The sequence below is a fragment of the Paraflavitalea devenefica genome (assembly GCF_011759375.1).
In the GTDB taxonomy this organism is placed as follows: Bacteria; Bacteroidota; Bacteroidia; order Chitinophagales; family Chitinophagaceae; genus Paraflavitalea; species Paraflavitalea devenefica.
The window spans coordinates 1-19291 of sequence record NZ_JAARML010000008.1 but is presented as its reverse complement, the minus strand read 5'-3'; the positions used below and the strand labels follow the sequence as shown (position 1 = coordinate 19291).

Annotated in this window: 12 protein-coding genes; 7 read left to right on the top strand and 5 right to left on the bottom strand. The window is 48.0% G+C overall.

From position 1 onward, the window contains the following. Positions 1–62 precede the first annotated feature (62 nt). The 6 genes from HB364_RS30420 (at position 63) to HB364_RS30395 (ending at position 4557) form a co-directional block, all read left to right on the top strand. Positions 63–995 (top strand): hypothetical protein, encoded by a 933-nt coding sequence (locus HB364_RS30420; protein ID WP_246228663.1) that lies wholly within the window; start codon positions 63–65, stop codon positions 993–995. Beyond that, positions 995–2017 (top strand): sensor histidine kinase, encoded by a 1023-nt coding sequence (locus HB364_RS30415; protein ID WP_167292219.1) that lies wholly within the window; start codon positions 995–997, stop codon positions 2015–2017. Before HB364_RS30420 ends, HB364_RS30415 begins: the two co-directional genes overlap by 1 nt. Position 2018: 1 nt before the next feature. Continuing rightward, positions 2019–2792, top strand: a complete 774-nt coding sequence (locus HB364_RS30410) for a LytR/AlgR family response regulator transcription factor (RefSeq protein WP_208420157.1) — start codon at positions 2019–2021, stop codon at positions 2790–2792. A 117-nt stretch (positions 2793–2909) separates the two neighbouring features. Beyond that, positions 2910–3647: a hypothetical protein gene (locus HB364_RS30405; RefSeq protein ID WP_167292218.1), complete on the top strand. Its 738-nt coding sequence runs from the start codon at positions 2910–2912 to the stop codon at positions 3645–3647. Between the two features lie 40 nt (positions 3648–3687). Beyond that, entirely contained in the window at positions 3688–4059 is a 372-nt protein-coding gene (locus HB364_RS30400) for a hypothetical protein (RefSeq protein WP_167292217.1), read from the top strand. Positions 4060–4185: 126 nt separating this feature from the next. After that, positions 4186–4557 (top strand): DUF4890 domain-containing protein, encoded by a 372-nt coding sequence (locus tag HB364_RS30395; protein WP_167292216.1) that lies wholly within the window; start codon positions 4186–4188, stop codon positions 4555–4557. A gap of 37 nt (positions 4558–4594) precedes the next feature. Here HB364_RS30395 and HB364_RS30385 read toward each other — a convergent pair whose 3' ends face one another. The 5 genes from HB364_RS30385 to HB364_RS30365 all read right to left on the bottom strand — a co-directional run bounded on the left by HB364_RS30385 (position 4595) and on the right by HB364_RS30365 (position 17804). Continuing rightward, on the bottom strand, positions 4595–5959 hold the full coding sequence (locus HB364_RS30385; protein ID WP_167292215.1) for an IPT/TIG domain-containing protein: 1365 nt from the start codon (positions 5957–5959) through the stop codon (positions 4595–4597). A 46-nt stretch (positions 5960–6005) separates the two neighbouring features. Further along, positions 6006–6719 carry a hypothetical protein gene (locus HB364_RS30380; RefSeq protein ID WP_167292214.1) on the bottom strand — a complete coding sequence of 238 codons (714 nt, stop codon included), beginning with the start codon at positions 6717–6719 and terminating at the stop codon, positions 6006–6008. Between the two features lie 77 nt (positions 6720–6796). Continuing rightward, positions 6797–7435, bottom strand: coding sequence for a response regulator (locus tag HB364_RS30375; RefSeq protein ID WP_167292213.1), 639 nt, complete (start codon positions 7433–7435; stop codon positions 6797–6799). Positions 7436–7503: 68 nt separating this feature from the next. Further along, positions 7504–10941: a sensor histidine kinase gene (locus HB364_RS30370; RefSeq protein ID WP_167292212.1), complete on the bottom strand. Its 3438-nt coding sequence runs from the start codon at positions 10939–10941 to the stop codon at positions 7504–7506. Positions 10942–11096: 155 nt separating this feature from the next. After that, positions 11097–17804, bottom strand: a complete 6708-nt coding sequence (locus tag HB364_RS30365) for a beta strand repeat-containing protein (protein WP_167292211.1) — start codon at positions 17802–17804, stop codon at positions 11097–11099. A gap of 434 nt (positions 17805–18238) precedes the next feature. Between HB364_RS30365 and HB364_RS30360 the strand changes: the two genes are divergently transcribed. Next, a complete protein-coding gene (locus tag HB364_RS30360; RefSeq protein WP_208420156.1) occupies positions 18239–19132 on the top strand; it encodes a hypothetical protein in 894 nt (297 codons plus the stop codon). The last annotated feature ends 159 nt before the right edge of the window (positions 19133–19291 follow it).

The following is a 19291-nucleotide window of genomic DNA, read 5'->3' as shown; positions in this document are numbered from 1 at the left end:
TTTCTGCGAGGCTTTAAACCTTTACTCCAATATCCTGTCTGATAATACCAAATACACCTTATATGAAAATGACCCATTGTATTCCTGGCCTGCTGATCACCCTCAGTATGAATGCGTTATCGTCTCAAGCCCAGGATCAGTCTCAATCCGACTCTACAGGATTGCCCGGAGACAACTTCAGTCTACAGGGCGCCCTCAGCCTGTTTAAAAAAGCCGGCTCCCCCGAAGAATTTGAAAAACTACTCAATACAGAATCACAACAGGTCAATAACCTCGACCTCAACGAAGATGGTAATATTGATTACATACGCGTGATCAATAAGAAAGAGAATGATGTGCAGATCTTCGTATTACAGGCCCTCGTATCAGATAAAGAAAGCCAGGATATTGCCGTGATCGAACTGGAAAAGACCGGCAAGGACAATGCCGTTGTACAAATAACCGGCGATGAAGATATTTTTGGTGAAGAGGTCATCATAGAACCATCAGAAGAAGACAATGCTTTTAACGTAACAGGATCATCCATTGCCCGTGGCCCCAACATGGAATATGATGGAGCGGAACAAACTGCTGGTGTTGTGGTAAATGTTTGGGCATGGCCTTGTGTACGCTTTGTATATGCACCGGCTTACCGGGTATACGTTTCTCCCTGGAGCTGGTATGCACGTCCCACCTGGTGGCGCCCCTGGAGGCCGCTTGCCTGGCATGCTTACCGTCCCATCCGGTATCGTTACCGTCCTCATTACGTAGTGGTGCATACACATCGTGTTGCCTATGCACCCCGCTTATATCGTCCCACGCGGGTTACTTCTGTAACAGTCACTACCCGTCATAAAACTACTGTTACGCATTACAGGACTTCCCGTACCACCCGGACGGTTACTGCTACACATGGCAATAAGCAATACCGCGCCACCCGGAAAACGACCACTGTAGAAGGACCACGCGGCAATAAAGTGAGCAGGACCCGCACATCGGTAAGAAAAAGAGGGTAATGGAACTTCCGGTGAACAGAAAAGTAAAGCTGTATAGTGCCTTGTTCATTACGGCTGTTGTAAGTTTACCCCGGCTGTTGGCCATGAACAGGGGCGGCGTGCTGGCAAAACTGACGCCCTTTAACCCCTATCAATGGATCTTGCAGGTATCTATCAGCTTTGGATTTTGTTGGCTGCTCTTTTATCTGAATAGTAACAGATTACAAGATTTTAATAAACCCTGGCAGTTCAGAAAACATGGAGGTATCCTGTTATACAACCTTTTGGTGACCTTTGCATGTGCCTTGACTGCCGGGGTTTTTAGTCATTTACTGTTTCATCGTACGGGCGTTTACCGGCTGGATGGCTATATGTTCCGTCTCCTGTCTATTGCTTTTCTGATAGCCGTTGAATTGAAAATACTGGCTTCGGTATACCAGGTACAATTACGTGACCGCGAGAACGACTCACTGCGCCATGCCAATACCATGATGGAACTGGCTTTATTGAAAACGCAGCTTAATCCACATTTCTTCTTTAATGCACTGAGCAGTTTATCCGGCGTAGTACGGGAAGACCCTGGCAAAGCGCAACAATACATCGCTCACCTTTCCAGAATATTCCGTTATTCATTCAGTAAATCAAAGCAAAGCCTGGTAAACCTGGAGGAAGAACTAAATGAAATACACGCTTATGGTGAATTGATGAAAATGCGGCATGAAGAAGGTTTCAGCATCAATATCCAGGTGCTGCGTGAATATTATGCAGCGCAATTACCGCATATGTCATTACAACCCTTGGTAGAAAATGCATTGAAGCACAACCTTGCTGCCAGGGCCCGGCCACTTTTGTTGGAGGTAAGTGTGGAAAACAACCGGCTGGTAGTTAAAAACAACCTTCAATTAAAACCTTTTCCTGAGCCAGGCGCAGGCATAGGACTGAGCAACCTCAATGACCGGTTTAAAATACTGATGGGACAGGAATTGGAGGTAAGCAGTACGGGTACAGCCTTCCTCGTCAGGCTTCCATTGAAACTCCTGTAATATGATACGCCTTGTAATAATAGAAGATGAGCCGGTTACTGCCCGCAACCTGTACCACAACATCCGCGAAGCAGAAGAGGATACTACGCTGGTCACTACCCTCGATAGTGTACAGCAATCTGTAGCATGGCTTACTGCCCATCCGCAGGATTATGACCTTCTCTTCATGGATATACGGCTTGTGGATGGCTTGTCATTCAACATCTTTGACCAGGTTACCATTAACAGCCCCATCATATTTGTTACAGCCTATGATGATTATGCCTTACAGGCTTTTAAAACCAATGGCATTGATTATATTCTGAAACCTTTTGACAAGCCAGAACTGGAAAGGGCCTTACTTAAATTCAAAACACTGCGGGGTAATGCAGGCTGCCGGGAATCTGACCCCCCCCTGCCGGAAATCACTGCCCAGCTCAAACATGCCTATAACAACTTCAGGCAATTCTTCCTGGTACAGGTAAGGGATAAACTCATCCCGGTGGCCGTCAAAGACATTGCCTGGTTTTATACCATCAACGAAACCTCCTGGGCCTATACATTTGATAAGCGGAAACTGATGATGGATTTCACATTGGAACAATTGCAGCAACAGCTACATCCACATGATTTTTTCCGGGCTAACCGACAATTCATCATTCAGCGGAAAGCGATTGCCGAAGTGGAATTCTACTTTAATGGCCGGCTTTTGCTGAAGGCCGATCCTCCCACAGAAGAAAATATTCTCATAAGCAAAGCCCGCGTGCCAGCATTCAAGGCCTGGATGAATACATAATAACAGATAGTTCACCCTCAAATTTGACAGCTTCACCGGTAAAGCCTAAACCCGGCGCAATAGAAACCTTCCAAGAAGCATTAATACTAAAAATGCTTACTTAAAACTCAACAACTCATGAAATCAACATCATCCGCTTCAATGAAGATCCGTACCGTAGCAGCCATTACCGTTTTGGCGTTATCAACAGGTTTGCTGTTTGCCTCCTGTAAAAAGGACAGCGAAGACAAAGATGAGATCACAGACGAGGAAGTGGCAGAGGCTGTCACCCAATCCGTTTCCGCTTCCAGTGGTGGTATGGTGGTGCAAACAGAGTCTACTGCAAAAATGGCCGGCACTACCTCCTTTACCTGCGGACAAACAAAAGATACCACCATAGTGGGTCAAAGCGTATCAGGCGCCGCCATCTCTTACAATTACTCGCTGAACTTTAACCGTACACTTACTTGTTCCAATGGCATCCCATCCCTGTTCCAGTTCAACTTTACCGGCAGTTGCAACTATTCAGCACCCCGCATGTCCAGTGCAGATAACAGTACAGCCCAGTTTTCTGTAACGGGCCTGGAACCCACCAGCGCCAGTTATATTTTCAATGCAAGCTATGTGCGCAATGGCACCCAGCAATCCAAAGTACGCTTCCAGCGCTCATTCAGCAGTACCATTACCATTACGGCTGCCAACATTACAGTTGATAAAGCCACACAGAAAATAGTGTCTGGTACAGCTACAGTGGAGTTCGTAGGGAATGGTTCAGGCGGCTACAGCGTTAACCGGGGTGGCACCCTTACCTTCCTGGGCAATAACAAAGCTACCCTGGCCTTGAAGAACGGAAGCTCCTACAACATTCAATGGTAATTAACCAGGTTGTATAAAACAGAAAAAAAGTAACACAAGTATGAAAAAGTTATTCGCATCATTGATCATTATGGGCTGTGCAGCATTTGCCACTGTACAGGCGCAGAGCACAGAGAAAGGAGAAATGGCAAAACGTATGACTGATTCAATGACCGTTAACCTGGGACTGACTGAAGACCAGGTACCCAAAGTATTGGCCATTAACCAGGAGTTTACCAGTCAGGCTGCCAGCGCCAAAAGTGAAGGCGGTGGAAAGATCAGTAAACTCAAAAAACTGAAGGCCGCAGATGAACGCCGGGATAAAGCATTGAAGGATGTATTGACAGCAGAACAATTTAAAGACTACAAAGCAAAGAAGAAAGAGAACAGGGCAGAGGCGAAAGAGAAATTTAAAGACCTGAAAAAAGGGTAAGGCCTACAAAAGAGCAGGGTTTAGGGGTAGAAGCCGCAGCTGGGTAGCTGCGGCTTTCCGCATTAAACCTTTCAGGCCAAAAGAAGTCAAACCTGCCGGGGAATGGTACTTCTTAAAAAATACATCATGAAAAAGCTATTGACCTTAGTGATCATTATGGGTTGTGCAGCTTTCTCTGCCGTACAGGCACAGGATGCGCAAAGAGGAATGATGGCAAAGCGCATGACCGATTCAATGACCGTGCAACTGGGCCTTACCGGAGAACAGGTATCTAAAGTGCTGGCTATTAATGAAGCATTTGCCGGGAAAGCCACTGAGATCAGGAATGAGGGTGGCAGTAAACCGGACAGGCTCAAGAAACTAAAAGCTGCCAATGGTGATCGCAACAAGGCATTGAAGGCTGTACTTACCGAAGAGCAGTTCAAAACCTATAAAGCCAACAGGAAAGAGAACCATGCCAAAGTCAAAGAACGGTACAAGCAATTAAAAGAAGGATAAACTACCGGGCTCTCTTGCAGCCCGGCAAGTTCCCCGTTTACTCCAGCGTGATCTTACGGATGCGGTGGTTATTGGTATCTGCCACATAAATATTCCCATCTTTATCCACAGCGATGCCGCCAGACATATTGAATTTTGCCGAAGCACCAGGGCCATCGGTATAGCCCAACGTACTGCCCGCAAGGGTGGTTACCTGGCCGCCCGGTGTGATCATACGCACCTTCTGGTTACCACCATCCGCTATAATTACATTGCCGGCAGCATCCACGCAAAGGTTATAGACCAGGCCAATCTGGGCAGTATTGATGGGGCCATCTACATATCCGCCAGTGGATTCTATAAGGGTTTTGATCATCACTTTGGTAACAGGGATGCCTGTAGCCGTGTCATCATCCACCAACACACCACCAATAACGGTCTCAAAAGTCAACTTCCTGATGCCATTACTATATCCATCAGCAATATAAGCCGGCCCGCCATTAGGTCCCACGGCAATGCCGGTAGGATATGCAAACCCCGCAGCAGCACCTGCGCCATCAGCAGCCCCTTCATATTTACCAGCCAGTGTAGTTACCTGCCCATTCCTGATCTTACGGATCCTGTGATTGGCCTCGTCAACAACAAAGATCGACCCGTATCTGCTCACACATACATCATAAGGATGATAGAACCTTGCCTCTGTTACCGTGCTGTCTCCGAAGCCTACCTGTCCGCTGCCGGCAATCGTAGTTACCGTACCGCCCAGGGTAACCTTTCGAATCCTGTGATTGGTCTCATCGGCCACATAAATACCGCCGTTGCCTATGCCTAAACCTCGGGGCATGCTGAATTTGGCAGCGCCCCCCACGCCATCCACATACCCAAGCGTACTCCCCGCCAGCGTAGTTACCACGCCGGCCGGCGTGATCTTACGGATACGCTGGTTGAGCCGATCAGCTACATATACATTCCCATCATCATCCACGCACACATCAGAAGGAGAATCAAATTTGGCCGCTGCTCCTGTACCGTCTGCAAATCCCTGGGTGCTGCCGGCAAGGGTGGTAACGGTGGCGCCAAAGGTATAGGTGAATACCGGTCCAGTGGCCGCTTTGCCATTCACCGTTACTGTTACCGGCCCGGTGCTGGCGCCCTTGGGTACGGTTACTACCAGTTTATCATTGCCGGCGGTAGTTACAGTAGCTGTTTTATCATTGAACTTAACGGTATTATTTCCGGCAGTAGCAGAAAAATGATGGCCGTGAATGGTCACCACAGTTCCTTGTGGCCCTTTATCAGGCGTAATAGAATTAATAACAGGGGCCTGGTCAGCCCCCCCTTCATTATCATTGACTTTTTTGCAGGCTGTTGCCAGTAATACAATACACCATAACAGGAAGCTTCGATAGAGAATGCTTTTCATAACTAAATATTTTACCGGGTGAAAATTGGTGATATAAGTGAGGCTGTTAATAATAAATGATGTCATTTAATAAGGCGCCGTTTGAACTAATGCGTTTAATAATCCTCCCCTGGGAATCGTATTCATAACCATGGCTAACGACGGTGGTGGTATTGCCCGACTTATAAGTTTCTTTTTTTACAGGATGACTGTTGCCCTTCCCTAAAAAAGCAAGGCCATTGTTTTCATTCTCAAGCGTGGATTTTTTATCCGGGTAATATTCATAAATATAGGTATCGCCATTGCTGCTTTTTGTGCTGTCAAGATTGCCGGCATAGCGATAATAGGTAGTGGTACTGGTGGAGCTTCCCGCTACGATCGTACTCTTAAAAAGATAGCCGTTATTGTATTGATAGGTAGCTGTAGTAATTGAGCCATTGGCAGCCCAGGATTTACGGGAGGTGGCAAGACCCGATGCATCCAGTGTAATAATAGAGCTGTCTACCAGTGAGCCGTTACTATTATATTGGGTCCAGGTGATCATATTGCCGGCATAAGCAAGTTTTAAATACTGCTTTCCCTCTACTTTCTCCAATATTATTCTTCCTTTATTGTCGTATTCCAGCTCAAAATGGCTGGTAGCAGGTCCAACGGTGTGAGTGGCAGATTTGACGAGTATTACACCCGGGCCAGCGTTCTTATTATCATTACTTTTTTTGCAAGCTGTTGCCGGTAGCAGGATACTCCATAGCAACAGGTTCCGGTAGATGATGCTTTTCATAACTAAGTGTTTTTACCGGATGCAAAGTTTGGGATTGATCAAAAGCAAGACAATACCGCAATGATGTGAAGGAGGGGCTACACTAATTTTTCATTGATCGCCTTACTCACTGCTTCTATCTGTGAGCGTACGTGGAGCTTGTCGTAAATGCGTTTAATATGGGTGCGTACGGTATCGAGGCTGATACACAGGTCGGCGGCAATCAGCTTGAAGCTATTGCCTTTCGAGAGGGATTGCAGTATTTCCTTTTCGCGGTTGGTAAGTTGATAATCGTTGGCGGCAGGAGTGGTGGCGGGTTGCAGCATATTAGTGATCACCATCCGCGCAATGGTAGGACTCATGGGTGCTCCGCCATGCAATACCTCCTGGATGGAATGCACCAGTTTGTCCGAAACATACTTCTTAAGCAGGTAACCATTGGCCCCTGCGCACAGGGCTTCATACACATGCGTGTTGTCGTCAAAGACCGTAAGCATAATGATCTGTACTTCCTGGTTGAACGTACGGATCTGCTTTACGGCCTTAATACCATTGATCTCTGGCATGTCAATGTCCATCAGGATCACCTGGGGCTGTAATGTCTTCACCTGCTTTTCCACGGCTGTGCAACCCGCAAAAGCTCCCACAACGAGGTATTCCTCTGTAAGTGTCAGCAGGTTGCTGAGGCTTTCCCGCAGGCTGGCATTGTCCTCGTAAATAAGTATGTTAACAGCCATCTACAGTGATCATTATGGTAAAAAGACATTGCAACTTACATTGTTTTTTCCTTTTCTGTATACCCCAATCATGTGACCGGCAACTGCAGCATCACGGTAGTGCCTGCGCCCTGTATGGATTCAATGGTCAATTGGGCCTGCAGTTCGGCAGCCCGGCTGTGCATATTCTTAATACCATTGCCTGAATAGACCTTAACCGTATCAAACCCTTTTCCGTTATCGGTGATCAGGAGGCGCATATAGCCATTTTGACAGCATAGTGTGACAGTTACTTCAGTGGCCTCACTGTATTTGACAGTATTATTAATGGCCTCTTTGTAAATGAGGTAAATATCCTTCCGTTGTTCCAGGTTGAGCTTTATACTATTCAGTTGCTCATCTTCGGTAAAATAATAATTCATGCGGGCCGGCTCCAGCATTTCGGCAGTGAATTCTTTGAGCTTGATAATGATCCTTTCAAAAGTATCATTGGCGGGGTTGATGGCCCATACAATATCGCTCATACTTTCCATCATGCGGGTGGAATGGTCTTTAATACGCTGCAGGTGATGCTGCATAGCCGCCTGCTGCGTCGTTTGCTGCATGGCCAGCTTACTGATGATATTGATACTGGTAAGTGTAGATCCCATTTCATCATGCAGGTCGCGGGCAATTTTACTGCGCAGCTTTTCCTCGGCCAGGTATTTGGATAGTTTGGTAGCGCAGGTATCTGCTATCTTTAACAACAATCGCAGGTGCCTTTTGGTATAAAAATTCCTGCGTGGATGCTCCGAATCAATCACGCCAAAAAGCTTGCCCTCCACCATAATGGGCACCGTGATCTCCGACAGTCTGCGCCTGTCATCCACAATATACCGTTCATCTTTAAGGGTATTGTTCACGATCTCTGCTTTGCCGGTTTGCGCCACAGCGCCTACAATGCCGCTGCCCAGGGGAATCTCAAGCGGATTGTATATTTCGCGCCGCACGGGGTTCTTAGGCCCCCAGGCGGCTTTTTGCACCAGCAACCTGCGCGGCTCATCATACTCATAAATTACACAATCTTCAAATTGAAGCTGTGCTATACAGTTCCTGGCTACATCCCAGAATATATCCTCTGCGGTATTTTGACCATACAGTGAGGTAGCAAAATAATTCAATACTTTCTCTGCCCTGATCTTTTCCCGTAGTGACTGAATCCAGCGGTACAATAAAATGAGGGCGGCGGTGATGGCCAGTAGCCGGAACCACCACGTACTCCAGAATGGCGGACGAATAACAAAAGAGAATGGCCTACTTGTTTCAAACCATTTTTCCCCGCCCATACTGGCCGCCACGGTAAAAGTATAGGAGCCGGGTGACAGGGAGCTGAAGCGTACCGTATTATTGTTACCATTATGCACCCAGTTATTGTCCAGCCCCTTCAGCCTGTAGCGGTATTGCACCCTGCCCGTATTGGAGAAATAAGGCGCTACAAAATCAATGTCCACGGAATTTTGAAAATAGTTAAGCTTCGGCGTTCCGGCATATTGGATATAGCTGGAATCATCGTTATTAACGCTTACACCTGTGATGGTAACCTGTAGTGAATCTTCGGCAGCCCGTACCGTTTCAGGATTAAAATAATTAATACCATTAAAGCCGCCGAGGAACAGGATACCCTGCCTGCTATAGTAAGCGCTGTTCTGGTAAAAGTGATTGCCCTGGATATTGTCAAACTGGTCAAAGTATTCTACTTTTTTCGACTGCAGGTTATACCGGTACAAACCATCATCAGTGGCCAGCCACAAGCGGCCGGCGTGGTCCTTATAAATACTATGAATGGCTATATTGTCAAAATAAGGATTGATCTTTTCAAGTCTTGCTTTGTCATCTGCTTGTTGTACCCGGTACAGCCCTTTGGCGCCCAGAATGTACTCGTTGTTTGTTAACTGATACATACACCTGGCAACACCAGCGAAGCCTTCCTTCACGGAGAACCGGAAGGCGAGATTGGAATCAAGGCAATGCACTCCTTTACCTGTGCCGATCCATACCTGCTGCCGGCTGTCCTGGTAGCAAAAATTAAGGTTCTCTTTTTCACCCGGAAAGTGAAGTGGAGCAATAGTATAATCTTTCCCGTTCAGCAGGTAACCACCATCCCGCGCTGCCACTACATGATGGCCATTGTGCAGGGTATAGATCTGGTCAATAAAATCCTCCTCCAGCTTACGGCGCAGGGAATCGCCTGCCGGTCCGGCAGGGAAGGCTGGTCTTCTATACTTGCCGGAGGATGGTTCATACAGCCAGATACCGCGATTGGTTTGGCCAATGATCACATACCGGCCATCATACACAAGGCCGCGAATGGAAGGGTGGTTCATTCTGTCGGTAGCGCCTGCCACGGGGAAAATGGGCTGGATCGTTCCCCGTTGTATATCGAAATAGGCAATGCCATTGATGGTGGCCAGCCACAGGTTCTCCTTTTCATCGGCAGCAAATCCTCTTATATGATTGCTAAACAACTTTGCCGGATCGGTTTCCCAGTTGCGTATCAGGCCAATACCCTGTTGTACCGGGTTAAAAGAGAGCAGGCTGAAATCACTGCAACCCCATACCTGGCGGTCGCTATCGAGGTAAAGATCTACCAGCCCTTCCTGGTTGGAAAGCGGTTGGCCCTTATAGAATAACCTGCGTATTACGTATTGGCCGGTATTGCTGTTGTATTCAAGCAATCCTTTGGTAGTAGCCAGTAAATGCCGGTTGGTATCCAGGTTGATCACATCATTGATCGCCAGGAAATCATCTGTAATAGGGGAGAGGTATTGCCTGATATTTACCGGCTCTGTCTTTTGGCTGGAGAAATCGTACAGGAAGGATTGGTTCTTCCAGTCGGTCACCAATGCCTGCTGCTCGTTCAGTGCGTTAACAGAATACAGTTCACTCACTGGCAGGGAGTCACATTGGCTGGTAGCTGTATTGTTGCGATAGATGTATGTGGCCGAAGCGTAAAAAACAAAATGGTTATAAGTACTTAAGGCGTATTGCCTGGTATTGAAGGGATATGACCCTGGAAAAGGTGTTTTCAATTGGCTGAACTTTCCAGCCTGTGCGTCATACGCGTACAGACCACGGGCAGTGAGTAGCCATACCGGCCGGCCGGGCAGTTGGAACATAACGCCCAACTGAAGCCTGGCAACAGTGTCTACTTCTATTTCTTTAAACCCGGTATGATCATCCTTGAATAGATAGAGCTTATCTGGTGAGGAAACCCACACCTGGTTTTCCCGGTCGCATAGGATGGAATTATGCCTTTCTCCAAAAAAGAATTCCCTGATGCGTTTACCATCAAAGCGCTTCACCCTATTGTGGTACATCAGCCATACAAAACCATGTTGGTCTTTCGTCATCCGTCGCAGGCCCACTGTACGGATGCCAAAACTTTCATCAAACAGGCGTATATGATAGTCAGGCAACTGGGCGTCAGCAGCAATAATACATAGCATGAGCACCCAAAAGCTCAATATATAGGGTAGCTTTGCGTTCAAGGTGAATGGTTGTGCCCTGTAAATGTACAATTTTAAGCATCCTGCAGCAATGGGCAATACCCTGATAGGGTGATACGAAAAAGCCGCGGACCTTATGGCCCGCGGCTCTATACTAAAACGCTTACTCTCCGAAGGAGTCCTGCGGACCGGCTATTTTACTGTTTTACAAACCTGGCCACCTGCCTGTTGCCGTATTCATCTATATACTGCATGAAATAGGCTCCGCGGGGATACCGGGCCAGACTGATCTCAACCACATTGCTGCCGGTATTAAGCCGCATGGATTGTTTATGGATCACTCTTCCCACAGCATCTACAATAAGCATATTGGCAGGATAAGCCTTTTCGGCCCGTATCAGGGCAGTTACCCTGTTTTGCACGGGATTGGTAATATACACCAGGCCACTGCGCAATTGTTCGCCCATAGTTACTTTAACCATTCTTGAATAAGAATACCGTCCGTTGATATCCACTTGTTTAATCCTATACCAGGCTTCTGTGTAAGGCACATTTTTGTGCACAAAAGTATAGTGCTGTTCAAACAGGGAGTTGTTGGCGCCCGGCACACGTCCCACTTCAACGAAATCTATTCCATTGACCGATACTTCTACTGCAAAATATTCATTATTGGTTTCATTGGCGGTTGACCACCTGATTTCATTATCCCTGCCATTATTCTTGCCACTGATGTTTAACCAGGTAACGGGAAGCGCCAGAAAGGAAGACACGGCAAAAGGAGAGAAGCTGGTGAATCCTCCCCGTGTTACAGTATAAGGATCTGTTCCGGTTGCTGCAATATCGCCGGGGCCATAATCCCAATTGCCGCCGGTATAATGTGCCAGGCGACTCATGCCTCTCGCAAAACCGGGCAGTTCCAGTATACCCGGCCATTGCAGGGTAATGGTGGCCACTGAACCTCCCGCTACGCTTTCATTGATCAGCCAGGTAGCATCTACGGCGCCGGAGGTAGCAGCAGGGCCTGTATCGCCATCAAAATAAGCATTGTCAAGTACCCGGACAGAAATATTGTCAGTAACCGAACCGGCAGTAAGCGCTACCGTAGCAGGAATATATTGCAGGGAAGTTCCCACCGGGAAAGCCTTGCTGCCACCATTGGTAACGGGTTGTGCCAGCGTACCTGCCCCTTCTGCAACAATATAACTGGTAGCAGTAGCGCCGGTGATGGCACCTGTGGTACCCATGGTTAAGTTATTGCTGGAGAGCCATAACTTACCAGTCGTAAAGTTGAGCGTATTATTAACTGTAACATTGCCTGCCAGCAAGGCCGGTCCGGTAGCTTTATTAATAGTAAGATTGCTAAAAGGTCCGGTAGAAAAAATAGACTGCGAATCAACACCATTCAACTGGATAGTAGTACTGGTATTGGTAAAGGTGCCACTGGTCATATTCCAGTCGCCGCCCAGCAGGTGGGTGAAGCTGCCACCGGTGAAAGTACCATTGCTGAGGTTGAAATCATTCAACATAGTAAGCGCTGCTCCGGGTGTTTTGGTGCCAACTGTCGAAACAGTGAGATTACCATAAGTAACATTCGTGGCAATGCTTTGCGTAGTGCCTGCATAATCAACCGTACTCAGGGTATCCAGCGAGTAAGTATCAAAAACAGGCAACGTATTGGTGCCGCCGATCTTCAGTACAGCGCTGTCTTCAATATCCAGTTCTCCTCCATCCGTTGCATCCTGTGTGAGCGTAAAGCTGCCCGCATCGAGAATACCTTCCGTAAGGCGCAGGATAGTAAGGGTGGTAATATTACGCGCCAGGGTAACAGGAACGTTGTACCCTTTATTAATGGTAAGATGCGCAATCGTTGATGGATTGGTGGTGCCGCCAATGGTGCCCGCAATATTGCCTGTCATGGCCAACCCACCCACCGTAGCATCAAATACGCCATTATTGGTAAAATCATGGTCAACCTGGAAATCGGTATTGGCTGTGGCATTACCTGTTACGGTGAAATTGTAAAAATGGGTGCCTGGGCTGCCTGTTATCTGGCCTGCTGCTGAAGTCATGGTGAAGGTGGAGGTGCCGCCATTCAGGGTGCCATTGCTCTCTATATCGCCTGCTACTGTATAGGAGTGACTGCCTGCATTAAAAGTAGCATCACTGTGCACGATAAAATCGCCGCCTATATTCCAGCCTGTTGGCGGAGTAACACCGGCCGTGCTTTCAATATCTACATGAGTCAATGTAGTGGGAGTCCCTGTGAAAGTAATAGGCGCGGAACCATCGAGAATGAGCGTGCCGGTGCTGGAAAAGGACGGACCAAAATTCACCGTTACAGGAGTTGAAGGATCAAACCACAACGTACCTGTGCTGGTTACTGTACCGTTGTTGGTAAAATTGCCTTTGATAGTATGGGTTAGTGTGCCACCGTTAAAAGTAGCGCCACTGCCAATAGTAAAGCTTACCAGCACCAGCCAGTTCACGCTGGGATTTACACCGGCTGTATTGTTGACATTAAGATTGGCATAAGTAGGCGAACTGGTGGAATTCAATACAGGCGATACATTGCCATTGAAATTGATCACGCCGGACGAGTTGGAGACGAGGGCATTGATGAAGCGGATGGTTTGCACCGTAGTACCGGTGAAAGTAGTAACACCGGTACTGGTAAGGCTGCCACTGTTGGTCAGGTCTCCATTCACGGTGGCATTGCCCGAACCGGCTGCGTACGATCCGGTGCTGGTAACATTCAGTAAATCATTATAAACAATATCACTGTTGTTAACCGTATAACTGCCATATACCGTGATCCTGTTAAAAGTGGTATTGCCGCTGATGGTTTTAGCAGCGCCATTGAGTAGCAGGGTGCTGGTAGCCGGAACAAAACTGCCATTGTTTACCCAATTGCCGCCCAAGCCTACACTGTATGATCCTCCCGCATTAAAAGTAGCGCCACTGTTAATGGTAAGGTCGCCATTGATGGTGGCGGGACCAGCCAGCAGCTTTGCATTGGTGCCTCCGTTACTAAAAGTAAGATTACCATAAGTAATACCTGCTACTGTTTGGTCCGCAGTTCCATTATAATTCACCGTACTGGTGGCAGCCAGGCTGTAGATGCCATAATTAGCAGGAAAATTGGTAGCGCCGCCCATCAGCAGGGTAGCACCTGATGCGATCGTAAACGTACCACCGGCAGTGCTGCGGGAAGCGGTAAAACTCCCTATGTCCAATGTGCCGGCATTAACGCTGAGATCATTATTGATAACCACATTACCGGTTAATGAAGCAGTACCGGAGCTTTTATTGATCACCAGGTTATTGAAAGTAGTGGCATCTATTGTCTGCGCACCGGCGCCATTCAACACCACCGTTCCGTTGCCGGGTGTAAAAGTGCCGCTATGGGTCCAGTTACCGCCTACTGTAATGGTAACATTTTCACTGGTGATACTGGTACCTGCACTGGTACTTATATTGCCGGCAATAGTAGCATTGACCGGCAGTTTAAGGGCGCCGCCCTGTAAGGCAAGATCACCGGATAGCGGAATAGAGGCACTGGCAGAAGCAATACCGCTGCTTTTATTGATGCTAAGATTATGATAGCTTACGCCGGCTACAATTTGCGCGTTGGAGCCATTATAGACGACTGTTCCGGTACCTGGTGTGAAAGTGCCACTCACATAATTAAAATTATTGCCTGTTGACAAGGTGCCTGCTCCCGAAAATACAATATTGGCCCCACCCGATTGGGTGATGGACCCCGTTACACCCACGGTACCTGTACCAATAGCAAGATTGATTGCATGACCTGCAGTGCCATCACTCAAAGTCAGATCGCCATTTACTGTGATAGTTTGTGCACCTGCATTGATCGTATGGGTGGCATTACCGCTCCAGCTTCCCTGTATATTACCGGCTGTAGTAAGTGAACCGCCTGCATTGAGGGAAAGTGTAGCTGCCTGGGTGCTGCCAAAGAGGATACTTTTTGCATTGGCTGCAGTGGTAATGGCAGGCTGATTGGTAAAGGCGGCTGTGCCGATCTCTACAATATCATTGGCCGTAGGCACTGCGCCCGGACTACCCTGTACGGCGGTCCAGTTGCCGGCCGTATTCCAGTCGGTGCTCAGCGCACCTGTCCACCGGGTCACATTCGGTGCATCTGATAAGGTCCACCGGGTAGTAATATTGCCAAGGCCGCTTAATTCCACATAATTGGAGGCCGCGCTGTTGGTTGTTTTGCCAGCATTGGCCCAGGCGGCGCCTGTGTAATTCCACAAGGGCATGGTGGCTTCTGCATTGCCATTCAGTTCATCATCTTCATAATGCAGGCGCAGCACAGCCGTATACGTGCCCGATGGGATAGATATATTGTATTGCCGGTTGATGGCGCCACCAAAAGGAAAATCGTCAATACCTCCTTTGGTAACCGATACCGTAACGCTGGAAACCGCTACGCCGATGGAAGAAAAGGTAATAGTATTGGAAGGGCTCTCAAAAGCATAAGCGGTGCTGGTAGCAAATGCATGCGTACGCTGGATATTGCCCAGGATAATGCCATTGCCGGTGCGGGTGGTAGTAATGGTCACTGTATTACTGCCTGTATTTAAAAGGCCACTCGTCATATTAATAGTGCCTGCACTTACATTGTTCTGCAGGCTTACCACAGTTACTGCGGCAGCCTTATTAATAGTGAGTGTGTTGAAAGTAGTAGCTCCCGCAATCGCAGAAGGAAGGCTGCCGGCGAAGGTGAGGGTGCCTATACCGGGAGTAAAGCTACCCTGGTTAACCCAATCACCATTCACCGTATGGGTGAAATTGCCCCCACTGAAAGTAGTGCTGGCAGCAATGGTAATATGTCCGTTAGTAGTAATGGCGCCACTGGCAGCTTTTGTATTGCCATTGGAGATGGTGAGATGGTGATAAGTGCCGCTATTAACTGTTTGTGCTCCGGTGCCGTTAAAGTTCACCGTATTGGGAGAGGTGCTGGTTACGTCCAGGGTACCCGCCATAACAGTATATACGTTCGCAATACCCAGTACAGCATTGGTGGATAATCGCAGGGAAGTGCCGTTCAGGGTTACATCAAACAGGTTGGCAGTACCGTTGAGGGAAGAAGTGCCGGTAAAAGTGGCCGTGCCTGCAGTAGCGGTCAGGCTGCCGCTTATATCCAGCACCGATGCAACAGAAAAGCTGACGGCCGTAGTGACAGTACCTGTAATGGTGAGGCCGTAGAAAGATTTTGTGGCGCCACCACTGATGGTTTTGGACGAGCCACTCATAGTAAGAATGCCGGCTGTTTGACTAAAACTACCGGCACTAACCGCCAGGTTGCCTGTTAATAGTAATGAGTTGGCGGTGCTTATAGTACCGGTAACCGACAGATTATCGAAAGTAATGCCTGTACCGCTAATGGTTTTGGCAGTACCGCTGAAGGCAATGGTGCCACCGCTCTGATGGGTAAAAATGCCCGGACCGGTTGTGCTGAAGTTGCCTGCAATACTAAGCGCGGCAGAACCGGCCGCCGTAATATTAGAAGCGGCAAAAGAAATATTATTAAAATTATTGACGCCTGTGCCACTGAGTTGGGTTCCGGCTCCATTAAAAGTAACCGTACTGGTACTGCCGGTAAACGTACCATTATTGATCCAGTTACCGGTTATGATATGTGAAAAACTGCTGGCATTAAAAGTAGTGGAAGCTCCCAGTGTTACATTGCCACTGATGGTCAATGCGGCAGCAGCAGTGAAGGACACCGAAGTACCTGAACCAATCGTGGCTGTAAGGTTGCCGGCAATGGTAAAAGGCGTAGCGGGGAAGGTCTTGGTAGCTGCGCCGGCCGAACTGCTAAGCGTAAGATTCCCGTAAGTATTAGCTGCTACTGTTTGTGCCGCACCTGCATATTCTACCGTGCTGGTAAGGGTTAGTGTGCGGGTGGCATAGTTGGTGGGGAACGTATTGGCGCCCCCGATCTTTAGGGTAGCGCCATTCGAGACTGTAAAAGTGCCACCCGTTACTGATGTACCGCGGTTGGCAGTAAACGTACTAAGGTCCAGCGTGCCTGCCGCCACATAAATATTACCTACTGTGCTTGACGATGAGGCCAGCGTATTCAGGTTACCGGCCGGTGTTTTAATACCGCTTCCGCTGATGCGCAATGTACCATAAGTAAGTGTATTGAGTACCGTTTGATTACCGTCGGCTGCATATTCTACCGTGCTGCCGGCATTCAGGGTAGTGGTGCCCGATACCGTATAGTTGCTGGCAAAAGTAGACGCGTATACTTTTAGGATAGCATTGGCATCAACTGTTAAAGCCCCGGCCGTGACCAGGTTTGTAGGACTTTCGCCAGGATGCAGCGTCCCCTTTACCCGAAGTAAACTGTTCGTACCGGTTACATTTACAGCCCTGGCTAAGGTAACCGTACTGCCCGCATTTACTGTGAGCTTCCGAAAGGTAGTGGTAACAGCGCCACCAATTGTTTGTGCACTACCTGCCATGGCAACTGTAGCGCTGCCGCTGGTAGCGGAATAACTGCCATTGTTGGTCCAGTTGCCTGTAAGTGAAATGGTAGTACCGCCCTGGGAAATCGTGCCATTGCCGGTAATGGTAATATCGCCCGACACCGTTAGGGCCTTACTTAGTGTTAAGGTAGACGCTTTTGTTCCACCCAAGGTCAGCGATTTGGCAGTGGCCGATCTCGATATGAGCGGCTGAAAAGAGCCCGTGAAATTGGCATCCCCGACAATAGCGTCCTTGGTGGAGCTGGGAACACCGTTGGTCCAGTTAGCCGATTCACGCCAGGAAGTACTGACAGTTCCTTTCCAACTGGTGGTTTGTGCGTGGAGGGATAACGAAAAAAACTGCAGGAGGATAATTACCCCAGATAAGGAGTAGAGACGGATCATAGTACATGATTTTAATTGATAATGGTTTTTCCGGTATGGTTGGGGGAATAAAAAATCGTTTGACTATTGTATATAGTCAACAAGGCACAACAGTTACCGTACAGCATAGCTGTATAGGCTTAACCTGACGGTGCTACTGGCTACCAATCAAAAAAGGAAATGTTTAGGGGGTATTTGTCTTTTGCAGAACCTTGGTGCAAAAGACAGAGGTTCATTTACTGCTGGTAACGTAAATGTAAATAAATTCATGCTACTAAGTACTACCACTTAGTGATTTTTTTGACAGCAGTGTTTAAAATTGTACGAATGTGTATTACTATACACAATATGTATCCGCAATCTTCCTGATTAAGGTAATATCGGCAAAAACGAGGTGAAGCGGTATTTAGCCCAAATCATTGATAACACGGATATTTATGCCTCTTACATACAATATGAAATTAGCATTCCACCCCCTATTACTGCTTTGCTTCCTTGGCGCCGCCGTTTCCGTTACTGCACAACAGGCACGCGAACCCCTGGTAAAAGACTATGAGCAGGCCATGATAACGCCGCCGCCGGCATCGCTATCGCTGGACACCTTTTATAAGAAGTATGCCGATGCCTTTGGCATTCCCATTGTTTCCTCTCCCAAAGTGCCCAATGCCGCCCTGTTGATGGCGCGTGACATTGTGAATTGTATGCTTACCAAAAGGCCCGACATCCGTGCCGAACTGGTACGCCGTAAAGCCCGCGTGCTGGTCATGGCAGAAACAGAAATGGAAACAGACCTCCCGGAACGCAGCAATTGGAAAAAGCCCACACGCGATGACAGGCGGCTGACTCCTGGTGAGCGGGAAAACTATGACAAGCCCGGCGGCATTGCCAGCATGACCGACCGCGAGTACTGGAACAAACGGGCCAGGGGCATGGGTGGCACCGTTACCTCCTGCGCAGAAGAAAACCTGCTGGGTTATCCCGGCACCCGGTATTATGGAGAGAACATCCTGGTACATGAGTTCAGTCACAACATCATGGGCGCTCTGCGCAATGCAGACTCTGCTTTGTTTGCCGAGATCGCCCCGGCCTATGAAGCCGCAAAAGCCAAAGGATTGTACAAAGGACAATATGCCATTAATACCGTAGCCGAATATTGGGCCGAAGGCAGCCAGTGGTGGTTCTGGAGCAACTATGAATTCTATGACGGGAACATCCGCGTACAATCGCCGGAAGACCTCAAAAGCTATGATCCCACTTTATACAGCATACTGGAACGCGTGTACGCTACCCACCATATTCCAGCCGATGTATACCATGGCCGCAACATAAAACCCGCTCCCCGCCGCTGACGAACCGCTAACCTATACAATAATGAGAAATGAGGCCGTCTCAAAAGAATGAGACGGTCTTTTTTCATTTTAGGACGATATATGGTGTGTAATAGAAGGAAGCTCCTGGAAGAATAAAATTCTGGGGGAATAACTAAGGATGGAAGTTTTTTGAAGCAG